Source organism: Acetobacter fabarum, assembly GCF_029069195.1.
GTDB classification, from domain to species: Bacteria; Pseudomonadota; Alphaproteobacteria; order Acetobacterales; family Acetobacteraceae; genus Acetobacter; species Acetobacter fabarum_A.
Genome location: NZ_JARDYK010000001.1, coordinates 512,096 through 536,491, shown reverse-complemented (window position 1 = coordinate 536,491; position 24,396 = coordinate 512,096). Strand labels below are relative to the sequence as shown.

26 protein-coding genes and 1 tRNA gene are annotated in these 24,396 nt (G+C 57.8%); 8 read left to right on the top strand and 19 right to left on the bottom strand.

Annotated elements, in window-relative coordinates; genetic code table 11:
* Window positions 1-80 precede the first annotated feature (80 nt).
* The gene (locus PY793_RS02460; protein ID WP_275176515.1) at window positions 81-524 is read right to left on the bottom strand and encodes a DUF4167 domain-containing protein; all 444 of its coding nucleotides are present in this window, start codon (window positions 522-524) and stop codon (window positions 81-83) included.
* 38 nt (window positions 525-562) lie between these two features.
* Here PY793_RS02460 and PY793_RS02455 point away from each other — a divergent pair, with 38 nt between their 5' ends.
* Window positions 563-703, top strand: coding sequence for a hypothetical protein (locus tag PY793_RS02455; RefSeq protein ID WP_275176514.1), 141 nt, complete (start codon window positions 563-565; stop codon window positions 701-703).
* An 81-nt stretch (window positions 704-784) separates the two neighbouring features.
* Here the strand turns inward: PY793_RS02455 and prmC are convergent, their stop codons facing one another.
* The gene (gene prmC, locus PY793_RS02450; protein WP_275176513.1) at window positions 785-1,675 is read right to left on the bottom strand and encodes a peptide chain release factor N(5)-glutamine methyltransferase; all 891 of its coding nucleotides are present in this window, start codon (window positions 1,673-1,675) and stop codon (window positions 785-787) included.
* A 153-nt stretch (window positions 1,676-1,828) separates the two neighbouring features.
* Here prmC and PY793_RS02445 point away from each other — a divergent pair, with 153 nt between their 5' ends.
* Window positions 1,829-2,173 (top strand): hypothetical protein, encoded by a 345-nt coding sequence (locus tag PY793_RS02445; RefSeq protein ID WP_408744655.1) that lies wholly within the window; start codon window positions 1,829-1,831, stop codon window positions 2,171-2,173.
* 5 nt (window positions 2,174-2,178) lie between these two features.
* Here the strand turns inward: PY793_RS02445 and prfA are convergent, their stop codons facing one another.
* The 6 genes from prfA to PY793_RS02415 all read right to left on the bottom strand — a co-directional run bounded on the left by prfA (window position 2,179) and on the right by PY793_RS02415 (window position 9,519).
* A complete protein-coding gene (prfA, locus tag PY793_RS02440; protein WP_275176511.1) occupies window positions 2,179-3,237 on the bottom strand; it encodes a peptide chain release factor 1 in 1,059 nt (352 codons plus the stop codon).
* Window positions 3,237-4,484, bottom strand: a complete 1,248-nt coding sequence (gene hisS / locus PY793_RS02435) for a histidine--tRNA ligase (protein ID WP_275176510.1) — start codon at window positions 4,482-4,484, stop codon at window positions 3,237-3,239. Before hisS ends, prfA begins: the two co-directional genes overlap by 1 nt.
* Before the next feature lie 125 nt (window positions 4,485-4,609).
* Window positions 4,610-5,770, bottom strand: a complete 1,161-nt coding sequence (ispG, locus tag PY793_RS02430; protein ID WP_275176509.1) for a flavodoxin-dependent (E)-4-hydroxy-3-methylbut-2-enyl-diphosphate synthase — start codon at window positions 5,768-5,770, stop codon at window positions 4,610-4,612.
* Window positions 5,771-5,908: 138 nt separating this feature from the next.
* Window positions 5,909-7,147, bottom strand: coding sequence for a helix-turn-helix domain-containing protein (locus PY793_RS02425; protein ID WP_275176508.1), 1,239 nt, complete (start codon window positions 7,145-7,147; stop codon window positions 5,909-5,911).
* Between the two features lie 37 nt (window positions 7,148-7,184).
* Window positions 7,185-8,246, bottom strand: a complete 1,062-nt coding sequence (locus PY793_RS02420; RefSeq protein ID WP_408744654.1) for an NAD(P)H-dependent flavin oxidoreductase — start codon at window positions 8,244-8,246, stop codon at window positions 7,185-7,187.
* 19 nt (window positions 8,247-8,265) lie between these two features.
* The gene (locus tag PY793_RS02415; RefSeq protein ID WP_275176506.1) at window positions 8,266-9,519 is read right to left on the bottom strand and encodes an aspartate kinase; all 1,254 of its coding nucleotides are present in this window, start codon (window positions 9,517-9,519) and stop codon (window positions 8,266-8,268) included.
* Window positions 9,520-9,691: 172 nt separating this feature from the next.
* On the opposite strand from PY793_RS02415, the gene ubiG reads away from it, so the two are divergent.
* Window positions 9,692-10,432 (top strand): bifunctional 2-polyprenyl-6-hydroxyphenol methylase/3-demethylubiquinol 3-O-methyltransferase UbiG, encoded by a 741-nt coding sequence (gene ubiG, locus PY793_RS02410; RefSeq protein WP_275176505.1) that lies wholly within the window; start codon window positions 9,692-9,694, stop codon window positions 10,430-10,432.
* A 52-nt stretch (window positions 10,433-10,484) separates the two neighbouring features.
* Here ubiG and PY793_RS02405 read toward each other — a convergent pair whose 3' ends face one another.
* The 4 genes from PY793_RS02405 to PY793_RS02390 form a co-directional block, all read right to left on the bottom strand.
* Window positions 10,485-11,000: a DUF2147 domain-containing protein gene (locus tag PY793_RS02405; RefSeq protein ID WP_275176504.1), complete on the bottom strand. Its 516-nt coding sequence runs from the start codon at window positions 10,998-11,000 to the stop codon at window positions 10,485-10,487.
* Between the two features lie 113 nt (window positions 11,001-11,113).
* A complete protein-coding gene (locus PY793_RS02400) occupies window positions 11,114-11,593 on the bottom strand; it encodes a DUF1178 family protein (protein ID WP_275176503.1) in 480 nt (159 codons plus the stop codon).
* A 42-nt stretch (window positions 11,594-11,635) separates the two neighbouring features.
* Window positions 11,636-11,896, bottom strand: a complete 261-nt coding sequence (gene grxC, locus PY793_RS02395; protein ID WP_275176502.1) for a glutaredoxin 3 — start codon at window positions 11,894-11,896, stop codon at window positions 11,636-11,638.
* Between the two features lie 77 nt (window positions 11,897-11,973).
* The gene (locus PY793_RS02390; RefSeq protein WP_275176689.1) at window positions 11,974-12,756 is read right to left on the bottom strand and encodes a ComF family protein; all 783 of its coding nucleotides are present in this window, start codon (window positions 12,754-12,756) and stop codon (window positions 11,974-11,976) included.
* A gap of 63 nt (window positions 12,757-12,819) precedes the next feature.
* Here PY793_RS02390 and PY793_RS02385 point away from each other — a divergent pair, with 63 nt between their 5' ends.
* A complete protein-coding gene (locus PY793_RS02385; protein WP_275176688.1) occupies window positions 12,820-13,686 on the top strand; it encodes a methyltransferase domain-containing protein in 867 nt (288 codons plus the stop codon).
* A 30-nt stretch (window positions 13,687-13,716) separates the two neighbouring features.
* On the opposite strand, the gene moaA is transcribed toward PY793_RS02385, so the two are convergent.
* From moaA to PY793_RS02365, 4 genes are all read right to left on the bottom strand, one after another.
* Window positions 13,717-14,733, bottom strand: a complete 1,017-nt coding sequence (gene moaA, locus PY793_RS02380; protein WP_275176501.1) for a GTP 3',8-cyclase MoaA — start codon at window positions 14,731-14,733, stop codon at window positions 13,717-13,719.
* A gap of 143 nt (window positions 14,734-14,876) precedes the next feature.
* Window positions 14,877-16,286, bottom strand: a complete 1,410-nt coding sequence (gene pgmG / locus PY793_RS02375; RefSeq protein ID WP_275176500.1) for a phosphoglucomutase/phosphomannomutase PgmG — start codon at window positions 16,284-16,286, stop codon at window positions 14,877-14,879.
* Window positions 16,286-17,170, bottom strand: a complete 885-nt coding sequence (gene galU / locus PY793_RS02370; RefSeq protein ID WP_275176499.1) for a UTP--glucose-1-phosphate uridylyltransferase GalU — start codon at window positions 17,168-17,170, stop codon at window positions 16,286-16,288. The genes pgmG and galU overlap by 1 nt, the downstream gene beginning before the upstream one ends.
* A 331-nt stretch (window positions 17,171-17,501) precedes the next feature.
* Window positions 17,502-17,587, bottom strand: a tRNA-Leu gene (locus PY793_RS02365).
* Between the two features lie 74 nt (window positions 17,588-17,661).
* Here PY793_RS02365 and lipB point away from each other — a divergent pair.
* The gene (gene lipB, locus PY793_RS02360; RefSeq protein WP_275176498.1) at window positions 17,662-18,372 is read left to right on the top strand and encodes a lipoyl(octanoyl) transferase LipB; all 711 of its coding nucleotides are present in this window, start codon (window positions 17,662-17,664) and stop codon (window positions 18,370-18,372) included.
* Here lipB and PY793_RS02355 read toward each other — a convergent pair.
* Both PY793_RS02355 and PY793_RS02350 read right to left on the bottom strand, forming a co-directional pair.
* Window positions 18,344-18,907 (bottom strand): LolA family protein, encoded by a 564-nt coding sequence (locus PY793_RS02355; RefSeq protein WP_275176497.1) that lies wholly within the window; start codon window positions 18,905-18,907, stop codon window positions 18,344-18,346. The genes lipB and PY793_RS02355 overlap by 29 nt on opposite strands.
* Entirely contained in the window at window positions 18,904-19,242 is a 339-nt protein-coding gene (locus PY793_RS02350; protein ID WP_275176496.1) for a BolA family protein, read from the bottom strand. The genes PY793_RS02355 and PY793_RS02350 overlap by 4 nt, the downstream gene beginning before the upstream one ends.
* A 51-nt stretch (window positions 19,243-19,293) precedes the next feature.
* Between PY793_RS02350 and PY793_RS02345 the strand changes: the two genes are divergently transcribed.
* From PY793_RS02345 to cobT, 3 genes are all read left to right on the top strand, one after another.
* The gene (locus PY793_RS02345; RefSeq protein ID WP_275176495.1) at window positions 19,294-19,905 is read left to right on the top strand and encodes a J domain-containing protein; all 612 of its coding nucleotides are present in this window, start codon (window positions 19,294-19,296) and stop codon (window positions 19,903-19,905) included.
* Window positions 19,906-19,971: 66 nt separating this feature from the next.
* Entirely contained in the window at window positions 19,972-20,979 is a 1,008-nt protein-coding gene (locus tag PY793_RS02340; protein WP_275176494.1) for an AAA family ATPase, read from the top strand.
* Between the two features lie 30 nt (window positions 20,980-21,009).
* The gene (gene cobT, locus PY793_RS02335) at window positions 21,010-22,920 is read left to right on the top strand and encodes a cobaltochelatase subunit CobT (protein WP_275176493.1); all 1,911 of its coding nucleotides are present in this window, start codon (window positions 21,010-21,012) and stop codon (window positions 22,918-22,920) included.
* Here the strand turns inward: cobT and PY793_RS02330 are convergent.
* Window positions 22,917-24,392 carry a pyridoxal phosphate-dependent decarboxylase family protein gene (locus tag PY793_RS02330; RefSeq protein WP_275176492.1) on the bottom strand — a complete coding sequence of 492 codons (1,476 nt, stop codon included), beginning with the start codon at window positions 24,390-24,392 and terminating at the stop codon, window positions 22,917-22,919. The two genes, cobT and PY793_RS02330, sit on opposite strands and share 4 nt — an antisense overlap.
* Between the last annotated feature and the right edge of the window lie 4 nt (window positions 24,393-24,396).

The window sequence follows — 24,396 nt, the reverse complement described above, 5'->3', positions numbered from 1 at the left end:
CCTCCACACCAGACAGACCTGCTCCACCCTGCTCCATATCCATGGTCAACAGGGCGAAGGCAGGGTAGCGGAATTCTGGATCAGCTCTCGGACAGCTCAGGCTGCGGTTCGCTCGACAGGTCCTTGACCTCAGTTCCCACTTCGTTTTCGGCTTCCGTCTGGTCGTCTTCTTCATCCGCAGGCATGTTGGATGATACCCGCTGCGGCCGGGCCGTCTGACGCTCTGCGCGTTCCTGCTGGCTTTGCTGCGCAGCCTGCGCCATGGCATTCAGAATACGGAAATAATGCTCGGCATGCTGGAAGTAGGCTTCCGCTGCCACACGATCACCACTCCCCGTTGCATCACGGCCAAGCTGGAGATATTTTTCAAAAAGCTGCTGTGCTGTGCCTCTGACCCGCACATCGGGGCCATGACTGTCAAAAACATGATTCCGGTTCATGGGAATCTGGCCATTCAACTGCCTGGACGCTCCATTACTCCCGTTGGAGCGATGGTGTCTGGTACGCATCCGTTTTACATTCATGGGTTTATCACAGTGCTTTCCTGTTCATGGCACTTTGCATGAAGAAACAGTCCGATACAAAAGGCATGTTCCTGAATGAAGGCCGAATTGTTTTTTCGGAATGGGCTTTTGGCGGCAATCCATTTTTATTGCCGGAAGAAAGGCCCTTACCGCTCATCCACCGTGGCATATCTGGCTAATCTGAATTCTGCCGCAGGACTGAGCCCCACGACAATACCAACGCACAACCACAAAGCCAACCGATTTTTTTATATTCTGGCTTATGGCCGTCCATAACCCAACACAACACAGCGGGCTATTCCGGCCAGATCATCCAGCACACGTACAACACTCAGCCCGCTCTGCGCGGCTATGTCCCGCAGGGCCTGTTCCTGCCCTATCCCGATTTCAAAAATACCAACCCCATTGTCACTCAGCAGAAGCGGCAGCCGGGTGCACAAGTCACGATAGGCGTCCAGACCGTCACACCCACCATCCAGCGCGCGTACGGGCTCATGCGCCCTGACCTCCTCCATCAGTCCTTCAAGGTCTGATGTAGGAATATAGGGAGGATTGCTGAAAACAACATCAAAACGGGCCAGAGAGGCCAGAGCGTCCCCCCACCGGGCTGCCATAACCAGTGCACGACCAGCCATATTGCAACGCCGGGCATTGGCATGGGCCAGACCGGCTGCTGCCGGATTAATATCCACCCCAACACCCCATGCCCGTGGGTATTCCGTCAGAGCCGCCAGCAGAATACACCCCGACCCCGTACCCAGATCCAGAAACGACAAGGGGGCATTGCGGTCCGGATATGCATTCAGCAGTGCGGTAATCAGGGTTTCCGTATCCGCCCTTGGTACAAGAGAGGCTGGAGATACTGCCAGATCAAGACTCCAGAACCCTTTACTCCCCGTAATATAGGCAAACGGCTCGTGCCTTGCCCGGCGGGCAATCCAGCCCAGAAACGGTTCCGCAGCAACCTGTTCACACTGGGAAAGACCCAGCAGAGCCTCAGGCGTTATTCCCAGAGCATGCTGTAAAAGCAGGCGTGCTTCCCGCCGGGGGTTTTCCACCCCCGCATCGCGCAAAAGTTGCGCGCCACTGGCCAGCAGGTCGCGTACGGGCTGGTGGTGTGGGGGTTTTTCTGCTTTGCTTGCGTAAGTCATTTCAACAAATCACCCGACCAGATATCCATGCCCGCTTCACGCTTTTCATGCATCCTTCGGACTGTTGTGCTGCTGTACTTCATCAGCCTGCTGGCTGTACCCGCGCGCCCTGCCCTGGCAGGCGAGTTTACGGTAACGGATGAAAAAGCTGACATGGAAATTTCCGAAGTTTCACGCATTTATCTGGACGGTAAACTCGTATCCGAATTCCGGCTTGATGATGCCACGCGGTACAAAACCGTGCGTATCCCGACCCCACTGGGCCGTCTGGACCACACCTATACGTTATGCGGGGAAATTACCATTCGCACAGCGGACGGCCGGACAGAAACGCACGAAGTGAGCAGCAGCGGCCTTTTGCACAACCCTGATGGTCATCATTTTGACGCTTTGGGATCAGGGGGATTTACAGATTTTTTTCTGGTTGATCCACAAGCACCAGAAGCCGCCGAGCGCCTCCCCGGTCGGGGAGAAGCTTGCTCCGCCCCGATTAGCTGAAAGCGCTAGAACCCAGCATCCGCCAGCAAAGCTGCCTGCTCTTCCTGCGTAAGCGCATCTACAAATTCATCCAGATCACCCAGCATAACGCGATCAATTTTATACAGGGTCAGGTTGATCCGGTGGTCCGTAACCCGCCCTTGTGGAAAATTATACGTGCGGATCCGCTCGGAGCGATCCCCTGTACCAACCTGAGAGCGCCGATCCGCCGCACGATTGGCATGAGCTTGCTCGCGCTCACGCTCATACAGGCGGGCGCGCAGAATTTTCATCGCCTTGGCACGATTCTTATGCTGGCTTTTTTCCTCCTGCATGGACACAACAATGTTGGTCGGCAGGTGGGTAATCCGCACCGCACTTTCGGTTTTGTTAACGTGTTGTCCACCAGCCCCGGACGCCCGAAAAACGTCTATGCGCAGCTCGCTTTCATTAATGGTAACATCCACTTCTTCCGCTTCTGGCAGAACGGCCACCGTAACCGTGGATGTGTGAATACGACCCTGTGCTTCTGTTGCGGGTACACGCTGCACCCTGTGCACACCCGATTCGTACTTAAGCCGCGCAAAAACGCTTTTGCCGTTAATTTCAGCAATACCGCAACGCAGGCCACCGAGTTCGCTCTCATCATAATCCATCACGGTAAAACGCCAGCCCTTGAGGTCCGCGTAACGCCGGTACAGATCGAATAATTCAGATGCGAACAGCGCTGCTTCGTCCCCCCCTGCGGCAGGGCGCACTTCCAGAATGGCACTGCGTGCGTCCGCCACGTCCTTGGGGAGCAGCGCCAGCCGCACTTCGCGCTGCAATCTGGGCAGTTGTTCACGCAGTTCTGCCAGTTCTTCGCCTGCCAGTTCCTGCATTTCCGGGTCGGCCATAAGGGCCTCTGCCTGAGCAATGCCTTTCTCTGTCGCGCGCAGGCCGTTAATGCAGGTTACAACCGGCTCAATTTCCGCGTATTCGCGGGAAGCCTGGGTAAAGGCATCCCCACCCAGACCGCTTGCCAGAAGCGCTTCCAACTCAAGCGCGCGGCTGGCAATCCGGTCCAGCCGTTCATCAAGATTCATTACGCAAAAATGCTCCGCGCATCAGATAGAAGGACCTGTGTCGCTACTTCGTTTTCCTGCCCGGTTTCCATGCTTTTGACACGGAACACACCACGGGCCAGTTCATCCTCACCCAGAAACAGAACATGGCTTGCATTCTGCTTGCCTGCCCGCTCCATGCGTTTCCGCAGCGAGCCCTTGTAGCCGATTTCGGTCCGCACATTCTGCTGGCGCAATGCCTGCAAAATCTGACACACGGCTTTTTCATCCGGCGAGCCTACCGGAATCAGCACTACCGAACGTGGCGCTGGCGGTGCCTCTTCAAGCAGCATGGCCAGACGCTCTACCCCGGCAGCCCAGCCAATGGCAGGCACTTCCGGCCCACCCATCTGCTTGACCAGACCATCATACCGCCCACCAGCCAGAACCGTGCCCTGTGAACCAAGACGACTGGTTACAAACTCAAAGGTCGTGTGGTTGTAGTAGTCCAACCCACGGACAATGGCAGGGTTAACCGTGTAGGCAATGCCGAACAGGTCGAGCCTGTAGCGCAGTTCCTCCCAGAAAATACGGGCTTCTGGGGTCAGGAAGTCTTCCATCATGGGGGCGTTGACCACAAGTTCACGATCGCCCGGATCCTTGCTATCGAGAATGCGCAGCGGATTTTTTTCAAGCCTGATGCGGCTATCCTCAGACAATCTGGCACTGTAGGCGGAAAAATACGTCACCAGCGCCTGACGCCATGCATCCCTGCTGGCCGTATCGCCCAGCGTGTTCAGCTCAAGCGTTACGTAATGGGCAACACCCAGAGCTTCAAGCACGGCATAACCCAGAGCTATCGCCTCTGCATCCGCCAGAGGTTCGGCCGCGCCCAGCAGTTCCGCCCCAATCTGGTGAAACTGACGGTAACGCCCTTTTTGTGGCCGCTCATGCCGGAACATGGGGCCTGTATAAAACACCTTCTGCGGGAGCGACTGGGTCAGCGCGTTGGTCACCAGCGCACGGCAGACAGCTGCCGTCCCTTCAGGCCGCAAGGTCAGGCTGTCTCCATCGCGGTCATTGAAGGAATACATTTCCTTGGAAACCACATCCGACGTATCGCCCAGAGAGCGGGAGAATACGCGGGTTTCTTCAAAAATGGGGGTGGCCCACTCATCAAACCCGTAAAGCCCGGCAATACGGCGTGCGGTATCAACCACACGCGTATGGCGGCGTTGCTCTTCTCCAATAAGATCGTGCGTTCCTCTTACGGGCTGAATGCTGCTCACGGCCTGTTTTTTTCCTGATTGGCGCAACGCCTTGCGAGGCGGCACCTGATCTCTGTGCTATTGGGCAAATAAAAACCGCCACAGCTCCGAACACGCCGGAAGCACATGGCGGGTGATAGGCGGACCTAGTTGGCAGACGCCATATCCGGCAGTTGGGGGCTTACCCCTTCCTGCTTTGCGCGGGCTTCCTCTGCTTCAATGGCAGCCACGCGCTCTTCAACCAGATCAACAACATGGTTGATCATGTCATCTGCGGCAATTGTATGATCCTGCTTGCCTGCGGAATAGACCATATGGCGGCCAGAGCCACCCCCGGTCACTCCAAGATCGGTCATAAGGGCCTCACCGGGACCGTTGACCACGCAACCAATGATGGAAAGCGTAAGCGGGGTCTTGATATGGGCCAGACGGTCTTCAAGAGTCTGGACCGTTTCCACCACATTAAAGCCCTGACGCGCACAGGACGGGCAGGAAATGATTTTGACCCCACGGTGCCGCAGGCCAAGGGATTTAAGAATATCCCACCCGACCAGCACTTCTTCTTCAGGGGCCGCGGAGAGAGAAACACGCATGGTGTCACCCACACCAGCCCAGAGCAGGTTGCCCAGCCCGATGGAGGACTTGACCGTACCGGCACGCTTGCTGCCTGCTTCGGTGATGCCAATATGCAGCGGGTAATCGCACGCATCCGCCAGTTGCTGGTAGGCTGCAACCGCCATGAACACGTCAGACGCCTTTACGCTGATCTTGAATTCACGGAAATCGTGATCTTCCAGAATTCTGGCGTGTTCAAGCGCGCTTTCCACCAGTGCTTCGGGGTTGGGTTCACCATATTTTTCCAGCAGGTGCTTTTCAAGCGACCCGGCGTTAACGCCAATACGAATGGAACAGCCATAATCCTTGGCAGCCTGCACCACCTCACGCACGCGCTCGGCACTACCGATGTTGCCCGGATTAATACGCAGGCAAGCAGCCCCGGCCTTGGCCGCCTCAATTGCACGTTTGTAGTGGAAGTGAATATCGGCCACGATTGGCACGTTCACTTCCTTTACAATTTCCGCCAATGCTGCCGTGCTTTCCTCATCCGGGCAGGAAACACGAACAATATCCACCCCTGCCAGTTCCGCGCGACGGATCTGCTCGATAGTCGCCTGCGCGTCGCTGGTCAGGGTATTGGTCATGGTCTGGACAGAAATCGGAGCATCTCCACCGACGGCTACCTTGCCGACGTGGATCTGCCGAGATTTCCGACGCTCGATATGCTGGTAAGGCCGGTAGCCGCTCATCTTGCATCCTTTTGTCGAAACGACAGTTGGGGGAGGTCTGGCCGCAATTCGGCGCTGCGGCGTCTCCCGCTCTAGGTTTGGTGTTTTCCTGCCAAAATCAAGGCCGGTTGGCTACACATAAAGCATGGAAAAAGCCATTCAGTGCACGCCTGCCTCATTCAGCTGGCGGGCATTCAGGTCATCCGCACTTGGTTCGGCGGAGGGGCGTGCCTCACGGTGCGATGGCTGCTTCACCACTTCAGGCGCAGGTGGGGTAACATGCCCTCCCCCGCTCTCGGGTGCCACGGCTGCACCAGCCTCGGGCGCTACCACCGTACTGCTTCTGGCGGGCACGGCCGCTCCGGCAGGTAAAGACATAGCCGGAGGTGTGGTTACAGCACTGACACCACCACCTGCCTTGATCTGCTGAACAACTTCCGGCGTTAAGGCAATATGCCGCAGGACCGCGCCGTTCCGCCCTAACGGGGGAGTTGTCATGTCTCCCTGCGCAAAAACTATACCACCCGCATTACCGACTGTCAGGCTGTAAGGCCCGTTACTGGAAGGAACAGTCCAGACATCACCGGGTTGCAGGACATGGTCGTACACAACCTTCCCCCCCGCATTCCGGACCTGCACCCAGCTTGCAGCCAGCGCTCTGAGCATAAGTGGCGCATCCACACTGGCTGTTGGCACACTGGCCGCAGGCTGCTCAACCGCAGGGGGGAGCGCTGCAGGTTCTGCAGCGACCTGTTTACCAGCCTGTGGCGGCACCGATGTATCCGCCATCACACTGTCTGTACTGGCAGGTGCGGGCGCATCTGGTCCTGCCTGCATGGCTGGTACGGTCTGCACAGGTGCAGGCTGGGCCACCACCGGCAAGACAGAGGTCTGGGTCATGTTATGATCGGGCAGAATGGAAGCAACCTGCGGCGAGGGCGCGTTTTTTGCACTCTCACCGGGCATCAGGGCTGCAACGGGTGGTACACGTTCAGGCACAGGCGGTGCGTGCCCCACAAAACAGTACCAGCCCACATAGCTGGCCATAATAACGGCCAGCCCCAGAGAAATGCTTACAGCGGGAGGCAGACGGCGGTCTGGTGGTGGATCGGGAAAATCCAGATCCGGCTTACGCACACCCAGCCGCCCTTCCTGACGATACAGCTTGAGCATCTGGTCGGGGTTGAACCCGAGAGCCTGCCCATATGCCCGCAAAAAGCCCAGAGCATAGACTTCTGCTGGCAATACGCTGGCGTTCCCATTTTCCAGCGCGTCCAGATAAACACTGCGAATCCGCAGCCAGGCGGCAACATCCCCGATGCTCCAGCCAAGCTGCTCGCGGCGTTTACGCAAAGCTTCGCCTACCCCCAGCACCTCCACATCGGGAAGCGGAGGCAAGGGCGAGCCTTGCTCTTGATCAGAACCTTGGGCGTATTCAGCCATCCGCATCCATACGACGTTGTTGACGTACCAAAGCCACAGTCGCCTGCTCTACCAGATCATCAATAATCTGAGCTACAGGCTGGACTGACGTTACCATACCAACAGACTGGCCCGCCATAACAGACCCATGTTCAACATCGCCGTCAATAACCGCACGACGCAGCGCACCTGCCCAGAAATGTTCAATCTCCAGCTGTGCAGCCTCGCGCGTGAGTTCCCCGGACTGAAAGCGGCGGATCACATCGGCCTGATGGGTAACAAACTGCTGCCCGCCTTCGTTACCAAGAGCACGCACGGGAATAACCGGAAAGCGGTCATCCAGTTGCACGGAGGTTACGGCATCCCGCGCTGCGGCACGTACGAATGCTTTTTTGAACTTTTCGTGAGCAATGCTTTCTTCTGCTGCGGCAAAGCGCGTCCCCAACTGCCCACCCGAAGCCCCAAGTTCCAGATAAGACACCAGAGCATCCCCACGCCCCAGACCACCGGCCACAAAAACCGGAACACTCTGGATATGCGGCAGAATTTCCTGCGCCAGAACGGTCAGCGAAACAGGACCGACATGTCCGCCAGCTTCCGCCCCTTCAATGACCAACGCATCCACGCCCATTTTGACCAGACGCCTGGCCAGAACCAACGCCGGAGAGAACGCAATAACCTTTGCCCCCCCATCCTTGATCGCCTTGATGGCGGCACCGGGCGGAATACCGCCAGCCAGCACAATATGGCCAACCCCTGCATCCAGACAGACCTGCACAAGCTCGGTCAGCTGCGGGTGCATGGTTATCAGGTTTACACCAAACGGGCGGTCAGTCAGGGCACGGGTTGCCTGAATTTCCTCCGCCAGACGCGCAGGCTCCATAGCCCCGCAGGCAATAACGCCAAACCCGCCCGCGTTGGAAATGGCGGACACCAGATTGCGCTCACTTACCCAGGACATGGCTCCGCCAAGAATGGCGTACTGCGTTCCCAGAAAATCGGTCCCACGCCGCCACAATGCATCCAGCCGCTTACGCGCACGTTGCAGTTCGGGCTGGGTGGGGGTGTCGGTCATGGCGACCGTATTGTTCTGTTCAGACATTATCCAGCCCATATGCGGTATGCAGGGCCCGCACGGCAAGCTCTGCGTATTCCGCCGCCACCAGCACAGAAATTTTGATTTCGCTGGTGGAAATGGCCTGAATGTTGATGGACCTTTCCGAAAGTGTGCGGAACATGGTGCTGGCCACCCCGGCATGCGAGCGCATGCCCGTGCCTACAACACTGATTTTAACAATATCCGGATCAGTCGCAAGCTCTTCGTACTGCACGGAGTCCCTGACGCTTTCCAGTACATTGATCGCCTGCGGCAGATCGCTCTTGCTGGTGGTGAAGGTCATGTTGGTGGTGCCGTCCACACCTGTGCTCTGCACAATCATGTCCACGTTCACATGGGCTTCGCTCATGGGGCCAAAAATCGCTGCGGCAATGCCGGGGCGGTCCGGAATGCGCCGGACCGACAACTTGGCTTCATCACGCGAGTAGGCAATGCCGGTAACCAGTTTTTTTTCCACGATTTCGTCCTCATCCACCACCAAAGACCCGGGAAGGTGCCCTTCCATAACTGCCGGGCCATCTGCAAAGCTGGAAAGCACCTGCACCCGTACCCCCTCGCGCATGGCAAGCCCCACACTGCGGGTTTGCAGCACCTTGGCACCCACAGACGCCAGTTCCAGCATTTCCTCATAGGTAATTTTATCAAGCTTGCGCGCTTTGGGCACAATGCGGGGATCGGTTGTGTAAATCCCGTCCACATCCGTATAAATGTCGCACCGGTCCGCCTTGATTGCTGCGGCAAGTGCTACAGCCGAGGTATCGGACCCGCCACGCCCAAGGGTGGAAACACGCCCGTCTGGCGCAACACCCTGAAAGCCCGCAACAACCGGCACCATACCCTCGGCCATGCAGCCAAGCAGCTTTGTACCGTCAATTGTGTCCAGACTGGCCTTGCCATGCGCCGAATCGGTAAGGATGGGAACCTGCCACCCCGCAAACGAGCGCGAGGGCACGCCGAGCTTTTGCAGGGCAATGGCCAGCAGGCCACTGGTCACCTGCTCGCCCGTGGCCACGATGGAATCGTATTCCCTAGGGTCATGCAAAGGAGAGAGGGACTGACAGAAGCCGACAAGTCTGTTTGTCTCCCCCGCCATGGCGGAAACGACAACAAGAACATCACATCCTGCGTCTTTCTGTTTTTTGACGCGCTCGGCCACGGCTCGAATACGATCAAGGTCGCCGACAGACGTTCCGCCGAATTTCATGACAATCCGGGGTGCGGAACCGGACATAGCTTTATTCTCCACCAGACAAGCCGCAGAACATGCCACCAACTCCAGTTCACCCCCAGCTTTACCAGAAAAGACGGACAGGAACGGTTGCACAGCTTTACAAGGCGCGTCACATAACCTTCCCGGCCCCCTTTCGTCCAGCGGGGAGACCAGCAGGAAAGGATTTTGTTGCATGAACGCCACCACCCCACACGCCCCCTCATCAGTCTCTGATGAAGAAATCGCACGGTTTAGCGCCCTTGCGGAGCAGTGGTGGAATCCTTCCGGCCCCATGCGCCCCCTGCACGCCATGAATGCGTTACGCATAGACTGGGCAAGCCGCCACCTGCCCTTGCGCGGCCGCGCCACACGACGTGCAAAAATTCTGGACATCGGATGTGGCGCAGGACTGGCGAGCGAAGCTCTGGCCAAAGCAGGCTATGACGTGCTGGGGCTGGATGCTTCGGCCAACGGCATTGCCGCAGCAAAGGAGCATCTGAGCACCTGCCCGTTGCCTGAACATGCCGGACCATTACATTACCGCAATGGAAGTGCTGAAGACCTTGTGGCTGAAGGCTGCGAATTTGACGCGGTTGTGGCGTTAGAAATTATTGAGCATGTAACTGATCCTGCAGCATTTATGGGCATGCTGGCCCAGCTTTCGGGGCCAAAGGGCACGGTCATTGTTTCCACCATGAACCGCACCTTGCGCTCGCTTGCGGTTGGCAAGATTGGAGCCGAATATATTCTGCGCCTGCTGCCCATAGGCACACATGAGTGGCGCAAGTTCATCCAGCCTTCCGAGTTGGGCCAGTATGCCCGTGCTGCGGGCCTGCGTATGACCGCCATAACAGGCATGGCCCCCAGCCCCATGGGCTGGAAAGAAACCCGCGACCTAGGTATCAACTACATCGCGGCTTTTACAAGATACTGATTTTAAAGTTTTTACCGGTCTGGAGACTAACACTCTCTCCAGACCACACCCGTTATTTGACTGAGTCGGGAATTTTGCACACAGCCCCCATGGCAGGACCGTTGTAACGGGTCCACGTCTGGGTTTCGCCAAAAATGGGCAGCCCTATGTAGCCACGTAGCTTGAGCACGTCCGGTTGAGCCAGCCATATCTGAGAATCATAAAGATGCCCCGTATCGGGGTCCAGAATATGCCCGGCCCAGCGCCCTGAATCGCTTTCGTCCATGGGGCGGAAGTCGGTTAGCATCAACAGGTTACATTCGGATTTGCCATCATACCCACGCGGCACGTCCGTGCCATCGTAGCGCAGGCCAACCAGATGGCCGCACAGATTTTGCCCGCACCGGTCAATTTTAAACACACCGTCATGATCCTGACTAAGCCAGTACCCCGTTAATGCAGGGTCATTCGAGAGCGGTTTTGCGGCAGATAAAGGGGCAGCATGCACACCCGCCAGCAAAACAGCCAGCAGGGCAGCAAACCCCACTCTGACTTTATGCACTGCGCCGCGCTTTCCGTTTTCTGTCATGTCTGCCTCTCCCTCAACCGGGCAGCGGTCTGGCTTGCCCACCCAGCCCTTCAAGATGTGGGGGATCACCTTCTTATACACCACCCTCATTTGTATATGATCAGCCCAGACATTCAACTATCCGTATCCCGCACCCAGGGCACGTTCTGGAATGCAACCCCTTCTTCTTCCAGCTCTTCGCGCTGGGTCTGGGACATCTCACCGTAAATCCCACGTTCGGGGGCTTCGCCATAATGAATGCGCAAGGCTTCATCGGCAAATCGGCTCCCCACGTTTTCACAATTTTCTTCAATTGTACGCCGCACTTCACGCAAGGCACTGCGCATTACATCTGACAGGCCCGGAGGCACCTGAACGGCTGAGGGTGCCGCAGGCGCCACCATGTCCGTTACGGGTGTGGGGTCGCATTGTGGCAAACGCCCGGACGCGCGCCCCACAATGGCCGGAGCCATGGGAGCCTGATCCACACGGGACGTACCACATTCGGGGCAGCTTAAAAGATTTTTCTGCCTGAGCACGACAAATGTACTGCTGTCTTTGTACCAGCCTTCAAACACATGGTCACTGGCGCAACGCAGGCGATAGCAGATCATATTGTATTACCCTGGCAGATGCTCTTTGAGTGTGATGAACACTCAGCCCAGTCCGAGCAGGCCATTCAACTGGCCTGTACGTTCAAGCCGCATCAGGTCATCACATCCGCCGAGCGCCTTTCCATCCACAAAGGTCTGGGGCACAGTTGTCTGCCCATCGGATAGGGCTATGGCTTCTGCCCGCTCGGGCGTACCGCGTGGAGCGTTAATTTCCGTAAACGGTATTTTTTTGCTTTCCAGCAGGGCGACTGCACGCATGCAATAAGGGCAGCCGGGCTGGGTGTAGATTTTGATTTCGGGCATAAATTGTCCTTACTGCTTCCGTGTTATGGATTCAATCAGCTTTTGCCGAACCATGTTATGGGCTTCATGCGCGATGTCTAGCCGGGTCGGTCAATATCCACCTCCACGCGGACGGGCACGACCCCGGCCACCAGCAGGCTAACGCTACGCGCCCCGGCCTGTAACAGCACATGGGTGCAGGCCGCCGCAGTCGCACCCGTTGTCAGCAGATCATCGACCACTACAATGTCACGCCCACGCACCTTGCTCGCCCGCATGGCACGCACACGCATGACCTGAGCAACCTCATCCCGCCGCGCCTGACGGGAAAAAGACGCCAGAGGCACCGTGGAGCGGACACGAACCAAGGCATCGGGCAGACACTGCACGCCGCTCAGTTTTGCTACTGCATGCGCCAGCAAGGCAGCCTGATTATAGCGCCGCCTGAACAAACGCCAGCGATGCACGGGTACGGGCACCAGCAGTGCATCACTATACAAAATATCCTGCCCGATCCGCGCCATGTGTTGGGCCAGAAAAGATGTGTTTTCCGTTTGGTCGGCATATTTAAGCTTTAAAATCAGCTCTCTTGCCACACTTTCGTAAACAAAGGCCGCACGGGCCTGCGCCCATACGGGAGGGTGCCGCTCGCATGCCGGGCACAGGCCGCCCTCGCCCAGCATTGCGGCACTCACCTGCGGCATCGCACAAGTTTTGCAAAATGGTGCGACAACTCCCCGAAGACGGACAAAACAGGCGGAGCAGAGCAGACCATGCCGCACAACATCCGCCCCGCAATGCAGACAGGATGGTGGATAAAGCACCTCCAGCCCCATCTGCCCAAGGGCACGCAACCGCGCCCCAAAGCGCCCGCCTAGCATATACACAGGTTTGTCATGGCTGACCGCTTGGCAAAAAGCATGGATACGCGCACATCTGCCTTTATGGATACACCTGTTATTTTTGACCGCAAAGCCGTCAGGCTGCACAGGGATCAGGCAGCACGCAGGCTGGATGATATTATGCCCCTGCTGGATAACACCGCCGACCTTCTGCTTGATCGGCTGGAGGATATGGTACGGAGTTTTTCCACTGCGCTGGATATGGGCGGACGCGGTGTTATCAGCCAGCGCCTTGCCGCGCGTGGCATTGCCACAACCAGCATGGACCTCTCCCCCAGACTCGTGGCCCACTCCCAAGGAATACGCGTTTGCGCGGATGAAGAATGGTTACCGTTTGCTCCACGCAGCTTTGATCTGGTCATTGCCAACCTGTCGCTACACTGGGTGAACGATCTACCCGGTGTTTTCACCCAGATCCGGCATGTTCTGCGACCGGATGGGCTGTTCCTCGCCAGCATGCCCATACTCCCCACATTGCGCCCCCTGCGCATGGCACTGGAAGCCGCCGAACTGGCGGTATGCGATGGAGTATCGCCCCGCGTTTCGCCTTTGCCCACGCAACAGAGCTGTGCGCTGCTGATGCAACGTGCTGGATTTGCCTTACCTGTTATTGATACCGAATGTCTGGACCTGCGCTACCGTTCGCTCAGCGCACTTATGGCCGATCTTCGTGCTGCGGGTGAGACAAATGCCCTGATCCAGCGCACACACACCACACCGCCACGCATGATGTTTCCCGCCGCTGCCGCAGAACTGGAAAAACCGGGGACAGACAGCTTTGCCATGCCCCTGCATATAGCTGTTCTATCTGGCTGGGCACCGGCTCCAACCCAACCTGTTCCCTTGCAGCCCGGCCAGTTCCAGCAGTCCCTGCACGATGCCCTGAACCCGCAGCCCCCTTCCGCCTGACCTGTTCCCACAAACAAGGCCGGGCCGGTATCAGCCTCCGGTCACGCTCATATGCCTTTGCGGACCGGACACGGCCCCCGTTTGCCTGTCCAGCAGAAAATCATGCCCTACTGGTTTGCGGGCTATGGCCTGCTGTATGGCGATTTCCAGCGCAGAATCCGTCGCCCCCTCACGCATGAGATGGCGCAGGTCCACTCCATCTTCCTGCCCAAGGCAGGTATAAAGCTGCCCTGTGCAGGAAAGACGGACACGATTGCAGGTCGCACAAAAATTGTGGCTCAGAGGTGTAATAAATCCCAGACGCTGGCCCGTTTGCGCCACACGCACATAGCGCGCAGGCCCTCCGGTCTGATAAGCCAAGGACTCAAACGTCCAGCGCTGGGATAAAGTCCGCCTTACCGCATCGAGCGAGAGGTACTGCGCGGCGCGGTCTTCCCCCGTTTCCCCCATGGGCATGGTTTCTATCAGGCAAAGATCAGCGCCAATATCCCCACACCAGGCGAGCAGGGCATCAAACTCATCATCATTTACGCCTGCCATGGCCACGGTGTTGATACGCACGGCCAGCCCTTCCGCACGGGCGGCGCGGATACCTTCGAGCGTTGCAGCCAGTTTGCCCCGGCGGGTCAGTCTGGCAAAACGCTGTTCATCCAGAGAATCCAGACTGACATTCACACGCCTGACCCCCGCCTGCGCCAGAACGGGAGCATAATGCGCCAGTTGGCTGCCATTGGTAGTCAATGTCAGCTCATCCAGCCGACCAGCCTGCTCAGGATGGCGCAGCCATGAGCCGAGTTCCTTAAAGAAAACCCCGATATCGCGCCGCACAAGGGGCTCACCCCCCGTAATGCGTAACCTGCGTACACCGTGGAGCACAAACACCCGGCTCAGGCGCAGAAGTTCCTCAAAATCCAGAACATCTGCTCTTGGCAAAAACGACATCTGTTCAGACATGCAGTACACACACCGCATGTCACATCTGTCAGTCACAGAAAGACGGAGGTAGGAAATCCGCCTTCCGGCGGGGTCCGTTAAAGAGGACAACATAGGTACACTTTATATCAGAAACCTCTACGGCTTTAAATGCAAAAGAGCACCCCGGCACAGCAGAAACGGCACCCGGCCCCGTAAAAAACATACGGCCCGCTTTAAGCGGGCCGTATGCAGCAGGCAAGTTGAAAAAATAGAGGCTAGTGCCCCGCGTTATTGCCCGAAAAATCCGGCTTGGAGAGGCCGGAATGCTCAAGCTGCTCCACCAGAGCATCCTTCAGCCGTTCCAGCCCTGCGCTATCCCGCCCTTCTGCACGCGCGACCAGCACAGCCTGTGTGTTCGATGCGCGCAGCAGCCACCAGCCATCGGTCGTATTGACGCGTACACCATCAATCTCGGACACATCAGCACCGGCTTTGCGCAGGCGTTCGGCCACTTCCTCAATGACCTTGAACTTGCGGTGATCGTCGCAGTCAAAACGCACTTCCGGCGTGGAAAGCGTTGCAGGCAGCGCCTCACGGAACGCAGCAAGCGATTCCGTGGAGCGCGCCACAATGCCGAGCACGCGCACACCGGCATAAAGCGCATCATCAAACCCGTACCACTTATCGGCAAAGAAGATGTGCCCCGACATTTCCCCCGCCAGCGGGGAGCCGGTTTCCGCCATTTTGGATTTAATGAGCGAATGCCCCGTACGCCACATGAGTGGCTTGCCACCAGCGCGCGCCACCTCATCAAACAGCACCTGACTGGCTTTGACATCGGCAATAATGGTCGCCCCGGAATGGCTTTTAAGCACATCCCGCGCCAGCAGGACCAGAATCTGGTCCCCCCACAAAATTTCGCCCTTATTGTCCACCAGCCCGATTCGGTCTGCATCCCCATCAAAGGCAATGCCCAGATCGGCATGATTGTCTTTGACCGCAGCAATAAGCTGCTCCAGATTTTTGGCAACCGTGGGATCCGGATGATGGGCAGGGAACGTGCCATCAATGGCGGCATTGAGCACAATGTGCTCACCTGGCAGGGCCGCTACCATTTTTTCCAGCACTTCGCCCGCAGAGCTGTTGCCGTTGTCCCAGACGATCTTGAGTTTGCGCGTGCCGCCGTCATAATCCTTTACAAGACGTTTGACGTAGTCATCACGCACATCAATCGTGCGCACGGTGCCCTGTTCCGCTGCGACCACATTCCCCTTGGCGGACAGATCCCCAAGTTCACGAATCTGGGCGCCAAAGAACGGCTTGCCTGCCAGCATCATTTTAAAGCCGTTATAGTTGGGCGGATTGTGGCTGCCCGTAACCATAATGGCCCCATCCGCATCAAGCGTAGCCGATGCGTAATACAGCATGGGAGTAGGCCCACGCCCAACACGGGTCACATCCAGACCACACTCCAGAGCCCCTTTTACAAGGGCTTCTTCCAGCATGGGGGAAGACAGGCGGCCATCATACCCGACAACCAGCGTTTTACCGCCATTGCGGCGAATAAGACTGCCAAATGTGCGGCCAATGGCAAACGCATCTTCCACGCTCAAGGTTTTACCAACAATCCCGCGAATATCGTATTCACGCAGGCTTGTCGCTTCAAAATCATGCGCAAAAGACATCAGTTCTGCCCCTCATATTTCTTGAGAAATTCGCGTACGCCCTCAGCCAGTTCGGGGCGTTCCAGAGCAAAGGCAATCTGGGCTTCCAAAAAGCCAAGCTTGTTACCGCAATCGTAACGTACACCCTCATACCGCAGGCCATGGAACGGTACATGACCAATGGTTTTAGCCATGGCGTCTGTCAGTTGCACCTCGCCTCCGGCCCCTTTTTCCAGCTTGGCCAGATGCGGCATGACATCGGGGGTCAGGATATAACGCCCGATAATGGACAGGTTGGAGGGCGCATCCTCGGGTTTGGGTTTTTCAACCAGCCCTTTAACTTCCACAAGGCGGCCATCATCCTTGCCGGTGTCCAGAATACCATAGCGGTTGGTATGCTCGCGCGGCACTTCGGACACGGCAACCACGTTGCCTCCGGTTTCGTAATACGCATCAGCCAGCTGCTTCAGGCAGCCTTTCTGCGACATCACCATGTCATCTGGCAGCAGAATGGCAAACGGGTCGTTGCCAATAAACGAGCGCGCACACCAGATGGCATGCCCAAGCCCAAGCGGTTCCTGCTGGCGCACGGCAATAAGCGACCCGGCCTGAATACTGCTCGGCTCCAGCGCCTCCAGACAGTCGACCTTGTTGCGTTCCTTGAGTGTGCTTTCCAGTTCGTAGGCGATATCGAAATAGTCAATCAGGGAATCTTTGCCACGGCCTGTAATCAGGCAGAACTCCTCAATGCCTGCGGCGCGTGCTTCATCAATTGCATACTGGATAAGGGGTTTGTCCACGACCGGCAGCATTTCTTTTGGCATGGCCTTGGTGGCGGGCAAAAAGCGCGTTCCCAGTCCTGCAACTGGCAGGACTGCTTTACGTAAAGGCTTGGGATTGGACACGAATATAACACCTTTAAATCAAGTTAAACCTGAGACCATCCGACCTGATCAGGCCAAAACATGGGGATACCAGCCCCAATGCCCGCCCGTACCGGAAAAAGATCAAGACCGCCGACAGTGCTGGCCGTCATTGCGCCTTGTATCCGTGGCCGCTTACACGGTCTTTCTTACATCATCTTAACCATGCTTCTACACTGCAACAGACTGCAAAAGAACGGCGTGAATATGACAACTTCTGTCCAATTCGCAGAAAAATGCGCACAAACAAAAAAACGGCACAAGGCGTCAGCCTTCTGCCGTTCATAACATAACATTTTGTTATGAAAAAAAATGGTGCGGTCGAGAAGACTCGAACTTCCACGAGGTTTCCCCCACAAGCACCTCAAGCTTGCGCGTCTACCATTCCGCCACGACCGCACGTGACAAACGGTACCAAAAAAGGCGATACCGTGTGCTAGAAAGCCCTATAACCGAACCATAAGCAGGCGGCAATGACCAAAGAACAAATTTTATGGGAAACAAGCAAAAAACTGGTGCCTTACCCAGCAGCCCTGAGCAGAATGGAGCAGATTGCCAAAGACATACGGGCAGGAGAGGCCGCCGAACGCGTATGGCTGCTTGAACATCCCCCTCTGTACACGTCAGGCACATCGGCCAGAGCAGAGGACCTGTTCAACCCCGCCGGGTACCCTACCTACCCTGCAGGCCGGGGGGGACAATGGACCTACCACGGGCCGGGCCAGCGCACGGCCTATGTCATGCTTGACCTGCAACGCCCCCACGGCAACACCGCCGCGCGTGACCTGCGCGCCTATGTTCAGGCACTGGAGGCATGGATTATTACCGCACTCGCCAGTTTTGGCCTGCGTGGGGACGTGCGCGACGGCCGGGTGGGCGTCTGGGTCATCGACCCACAGACAGGGAGAGAGGAAAAAATCGCAGCCATCGGCGTGCGTGTATCCCGCTGGGTCAGCTGGCATGGCGTAGCCATTAATCTGGCCCCTGCCCTGCCGGATTTTGAAGGCATTGTACCTTGCGGGATTCGTGAATACGGCGTGACCAGCTTTGAAAAGCTGGGCATCAGGGCCAGCATGCAGGATCTGGACCTCGCTCTGGCAGCGGCGTGGCATACCGTGTTCGGCAGCACGCCTTCCGCCCTGACACCTGTGGAACTTACGCCTGATCCAGTCGAATTTGCGTAAGTTTGCGCTGCACGTCCAGAATACGCACATCGTACAGACTTAAAGCACCCTGTTCATCCCTGAAGCGGAGCGTGATCAACCCCTGGGAAGGGTTATCCGCTCTGGTCAGGGAAATCTGGACAAGACCCCGCTGCTGCTGAACATCGGAGACCATAACCGGGCCAGACAGGCGCACAGGGTTGCTTAACAACATCCCCAACGCGCTGTGACCCAGACCGATATGGGTAACCGACCCATTGGCTGCATCCGTAAACACAGCCGAGCGTTCGGATGCCTTGAGCTCCATCTCATGCGGGGTGGTAAAACGCATGTCCAGATAACCGGGGCGGTAGGTGATCAGCCCGCCGCCGCTGGCGCCATTGGGCCATATTTGCGTAAACGGCACATCCTGCATGTTAACCGTGCGAAAATATGCCTCCACCCGTTTGACCGTGGCATTTTGTGGCCCTTCTGCCACCTGCTGCGTTGCGCAGGCCGCAAGCACAAGCGGCGCAAGGGCAAACAGGGAACGGCGGCTGAATACCCCCCTGTTCATGGAGCGGCCTCTTCTTCCGCCGGAGTGCGCAGGGTCAGCGCCAGCGCATGCAGGCCATCGGCCAGTTCGGGGGCCAGCAGGTCATGCACCCTGCGTGAACGTCCCACGCGACTCATGCCCTCGAACACAGGCGAGACAATATAGAGGCGGAAGTGCGTTTCGGTTACACCGGCAGCAGGGCCGCGCGCCTGCTCCACATGGTGGGCATGGCGGTGGCTCTCATCCAGTATGTCCAATCTGGTCGGAAAAAGCGCAGTTTCAAGCACTTTGCGTATCCGCAGGGCACGCGTAACACCCGACATGGAGGACGGTGTGGGGTCTGAAAGACTGGTCATATGGCAACTCACCTCTTGCGACCAAAGCATTTGCAACGCAAATAACGATGAATGATGAAGCGAAGGAACACCCGTCCCCGCGCGTTTGATCCTGATCCCAACGCGCCGCAGCGCTGCTGCGACATGCCGGACTGCACAAGCCCGGCAGGATACCGCGCGCCCCGTTCCCGCGATAGCCTGAACCAGTATTATTGGTTCTGCCTGGAGCATGTGCGTGAATACAATGCACGGTGGGACTATTACAAAGGCATGTCTCCCGGTCAGATAGAGGCGCACCTGCGGGCCGATATAAGCTGGGACCGGCCAACATGGACGTTCGGACAGGGGCCGGGCCAAAGCAAACGCACCATGCCCGGTGAAGAAGACATTCTGGACCCGCTGGACATACTGGGCCAGAACCGCCGCGCCCGCGCCGACCGGGCCCGCGCACAGGCCGAGCCCCGGATTCCCACCCATCTGCGCGAGCCTCTCGCCGTTCTGGGGCTGGACTGGCCGGTTACACTGGCAAACGCCAAGACGCATTACCGCGCCCTTGCCCGCAAACATCACCCTGATACCAATCAGGGCGACCCTGCGGCAGAGGAACGTCTGAAAAGGATCAACGTTGCCTTTACGATTGTGAAGGCACATCTGCAGACAGAAGAACTCGAAAAAGCAGGCTGATCATGTATCCTGCTCCGGTGTGCCCGCCGGTTTTGTTTTGAACCCCTTACGATCAGACGGATAATCATGACGGATTCCAGCCCCCAGACAGCAGCTCTTGATCTTCCGCCCATTTCAGCGGTTTCCGTACCGGATACGGAGGTCAGCGTCCGTGAGGTATTCGGGATCGATTCAGACCTGAAGGTTCCCGCCTTCTCCTTGCGTACCGAGCACGTTCCCCCGATTGATACAGCTTACCTGTTTGACCACGATACAACTCTGGCCATTCTGGCAGGCTTTGCCTTCAACCGCCGCGTGATGGTGCAGGGCTTCCATGGCACGGGCAAATCCTCCCATGTGGAGCAGATTGCAGCGCGCCTGAACTGGCCGTGCATCCGCATCAATCTGGATAGCCACGTTTCACGCATAGATCTGGTGGGCAAGGATGCCATTGTGGTCAAGGATGGCCAGCAGGTGACCGAATTCCAGGAAGGGCTGCTGCCGTGGTGCCTGCAACGCCCCTGCGCACTGGTGTTTGATGAATACGATGCCGGTCGCCCGGATGTCATGTTCGTGATCCAGCGTATTCTGGAAGTCGAGGGCAAGCTAACCCTGCTTGACCAGAACCGCGTCATTACCCCCAACCCGTGGTTTCGCCTGTTCTCCACCGCCAACACCGTGGGGCTGGGCGATACTACTGGCCTGTATCATGGCACCCAGCAGATCAATCAGGGCCAGATGGATCGCTGGAACATTGTAACCTCACTCAACTACCTGCCCCACGCGCAGGAGGTCGGCATTGTCTGCTCCCGTCTGGGCATTACGCCGGACGACAGGGCTGAGCGTGAAAAAATTGGCAATATGGTGGCTCTGGCCGGGCTGACACGCGCAGGCTTCATGGCGGGGGATCTATCCACCGTCATGTCGCCCCGCTCGGTCATTGCATGGGCGGAAAATGACCTTATTTTCAAGGATCTGGCCTTTGCCTTCCGCGTTACATTCCTCAACAAGTGTGACGAGGCCGAGCGCGGCATGGTAGCAGAATATTACCAGCGCTGTTTTAACAGCAGCCCCCTGCCCAAGCGCCCTGCCTGACAGAAATAATCTACACAGACAGGGGGCGTTATGGCTGATCAGGCAAAAAACACGGGCAACCCGTCCATCCGCCTCTCCCGTGAGGAGGCAGAAAAACGGGCTGATGCCTTTAAACAGGCAACCGAGGCAACACTGCGCGCCCTTGGCGGGCGGAAGGAGACCAATGTCTCCTTCCATAGCGGCAATATGCCCATGGCTTCGATCAGTCTGGGAGAGAAAATTCGCCTGTCCTCCCCCTCTCTCAACCTGAATGAGGAAGAAACACAACGCCTGCGTGGTGCGGCGGACGCACAGGCCCTACGGCTCAAACACCATGATTTTGGCCTGCATGCCGCCCGCCGTCCGGCAGACACTATTGCCCGCGAGGTCTATGACGCACTGGAGCAGGCGCGTGTGGAAGCCGTAGGCGCCCGCCACATGAAAGGCGTTGCCGCCAACCTGCGCCACAGGCTGGAGCAGGAAATCCGCGCTGCTGGCCTGGACCATATGACCGATTCTGCCCAGCTTTCCCCCGTTGTCGGGCTGGAACTGCTGGCGCGTGAAAAGCTGACAGGCGAGCCCCCGCCCGAATCCGCCCGTGCCATTATGGAGCAGTGGAAACAGAGCCTGCCCAAAGACGCACTGGCAGCACTGGACACACTGGCCGCTGATCAGGATAGCCAGAAAGCCTATTCCCGTGCCACCCGCAAACTGCTGGCCGCCTGCGCGTTAACCGATGACGACTCTCTCTCCGATCAGGAGGAAGACGACGACAGTTCGGGCAATGCACCAGACACAAACGAGGATGAAAACGAACAGCCCCCTCCCGAGCAGCAGGATGAAACCTCAGGCGCTGCGCCTGATATGTCCGATACGGTTTCCGAACCCCAGCTTATGGCAGGCAGCGCGGATGCCGCCGACAATACCCCCGAGGTAGAGCAAGAATCCGGCTCTGCCGAAGGCACAGGGGATGCCGCCGGACCGGGCAACCGCAAGGAAATCGAGGCAGGCCAGACCGCCAAGGGCTACCATGCCTACACCACCAGTTTTGATGAAGAAATTCTGGCCGAAAACCTGTGTGACCCCGAAGAACTCTCCCGCCTGCGGCACCAGCTTGACTTGCAACTGGTCACGCTGCACGGGGTTGTCTCCCGCCTTGCCAACCGGCTCCAGCGCCGCCTTATGGCGCAGCAGACCCGTTCCTGGTCGTTTGATCTGGAAGAGGGCATGCTGGATGCTGGCAGGCTGTCGCGCATTGTGGTCAATCCACGCCTGTCCCTCTCCTACAAGCAGGAAAAAGATACGGAATTCCGCGATACTGTAGTCACGCTGCTGATCGACAATTCCGGCTCCATGCGCGGCCGCCCCATTTCAGTTGCCGCGTCCTGCGGAGATATTCTGGCGCGTACGCTCGAACGCTGCGGTGTAAAAGTGGAAATTCTGGGCTTTACCACCCGCGCATGGAAAGGTGGACAAAGCCGTGAACTATGGGTGCAGAACAACAAACCTGAAAACCCCGGTCGCCTGAACGATCTGCGCCACGTTGTTTACAAGGGGGCAGATACGCCCTGGCGGCGCGCACGCCCCAATCTGGGCCTTATGCTACGTGAAGGGCTGCTGAAGGAAAACATAGACGGCGAAGCCCTGCTCTGGGCATGGCGGCGCATTAAAAGCCGTCCCGAAGCCCGCAAAATTCTCATGGTGATCTCGGACGGAGCTCCGGTGGATGACAGTACCCTGTCCGTCAACCCGGCCTCTTATCTGGAAGACCACCTGCGCGAAGTGATCAGCATGATTGAAAACCGCAGCCCGGTGGAACTGAGCGCCATCGGTATCGGCCATGACGTGACCCGCTATTACCAGCGGGCCGTCACCATTACCGATGCAGAGGAACTGGGCGGAACCATGCTCCAGTCCCTTTCCGCCCTGTTTGATGAAAAACGTATGCGCAAGCGGGGTTAAGCCTGTGGCGTCCCCGCCAGTTCCTTCATCATTTTCCCATGCGCCAGACGCACTTCCGTAAAGGAATGTAGCGCGTCAAGCAGAATAGCCACGTCTGCCCAGGTCGTGCGGTGGTTAACCAGAGCCACACGAATAGCCAGCACACCACCGATCCGGGTGGTGGATGGCGCAACAACGCCGCTAACCTGCAGGTCCTTGACCAGTTCCCCATTCAACCAGTCCAGGTCCTCCACATCAGGTGTGACAACCCTAAAACACACAATGTTCAGCGTAACAGGTGCAAGCAGTTGCAACTGGGCTGTAGCCTGCACCTGCCGTGCCAGCTCCTGCGCCAAAGCGCAGGACCGGGTCACCACCTGACCCAGCTTTTGGGTACCAAACCCCGCCAGAGCGAACCAGACCTTGAGCGCCCGAAACCCGCGCGAGAGGTCTGGCCCCAGATCACAAAACCATGGGGCACCCGCAGCAAGCCCCCTATCCTCGCGTGAGAGATATGCAAGGGATTGTGCAAAGGCCGCTGCCTGCCTGCCTGGTTCGCGCACCAGCACGCAGCCCGCATCGTATGGAATCTGCGCCCATTTATGAAAATCAAAGGCCAGACTATCGGCCCGCTCAAGGCCCGCAAGCAGAGGTGCCAGATCAGGTGCAAGCTTTGCCAGCGCGCCAAAGGCTCCATCCACGTGGAACCACAGCCCCTCCCGCGCAGCCAGATCGGCCAGTGCGTTCAGTGGGTCAATACTGCCTGTATCCACCGTTCCTGCCGTACCAACGACCAGAAATGGCTCAAATCCCGCAGCCCTGTCCTGCGCAATCAGGCGCTCAAGGGCAGCCACATCCATGCGGAATGCGCTGTCCATTGGTACGCGGCGCAATGCCTGCTCGCCCAGTCCGGCCATATCAAACGCACGGGCCACGCACCCATGCGCAGTCTCGCCCGCATAGCCTACCAGCCTGCGACCACCAATGCCCTGCTGCCGCAGGTCCTGCCCACCAGCCACGTTGCGGGTGGCCGTCAGGATGGCAATAAAATTGGCCATGGAAGAACCAGTTACCAGCAGCCCCGTGGCTTCTGGGGGAAAACCGAACATTTCCGCAGCCCAGCGGATCACCATCCGTTCAACTTCTACAGGTGCGTGGTCGCGTCCGCCCAGATTGGCGTTCAGTCCTGCAGCCAGCATATCCGCCAGCATGCCCTGCGCGGTTCCCCCCCCATGCACCCAACCCATAAAGCGTGGATGCCGGTTGCCCACGGCATAGGGTTGCACCGTTTGCTTGAACTGCTGATACAAGCCCCCCAGTTCCTGACCGGAGGCAGGGAGCGGGGCTACCCTGAACCCCTCACGCACAGAAGCTGGCATAGGTTGCCAGACAGAGCCCTGAGAGACATGGCGGATATTTTCCAGCATGTCATCCAGCATCTGGTGCCCCTGAGCTTTCAGTTCTTCCCAGTCTTCAGGATCCAGACCTGCCACAACC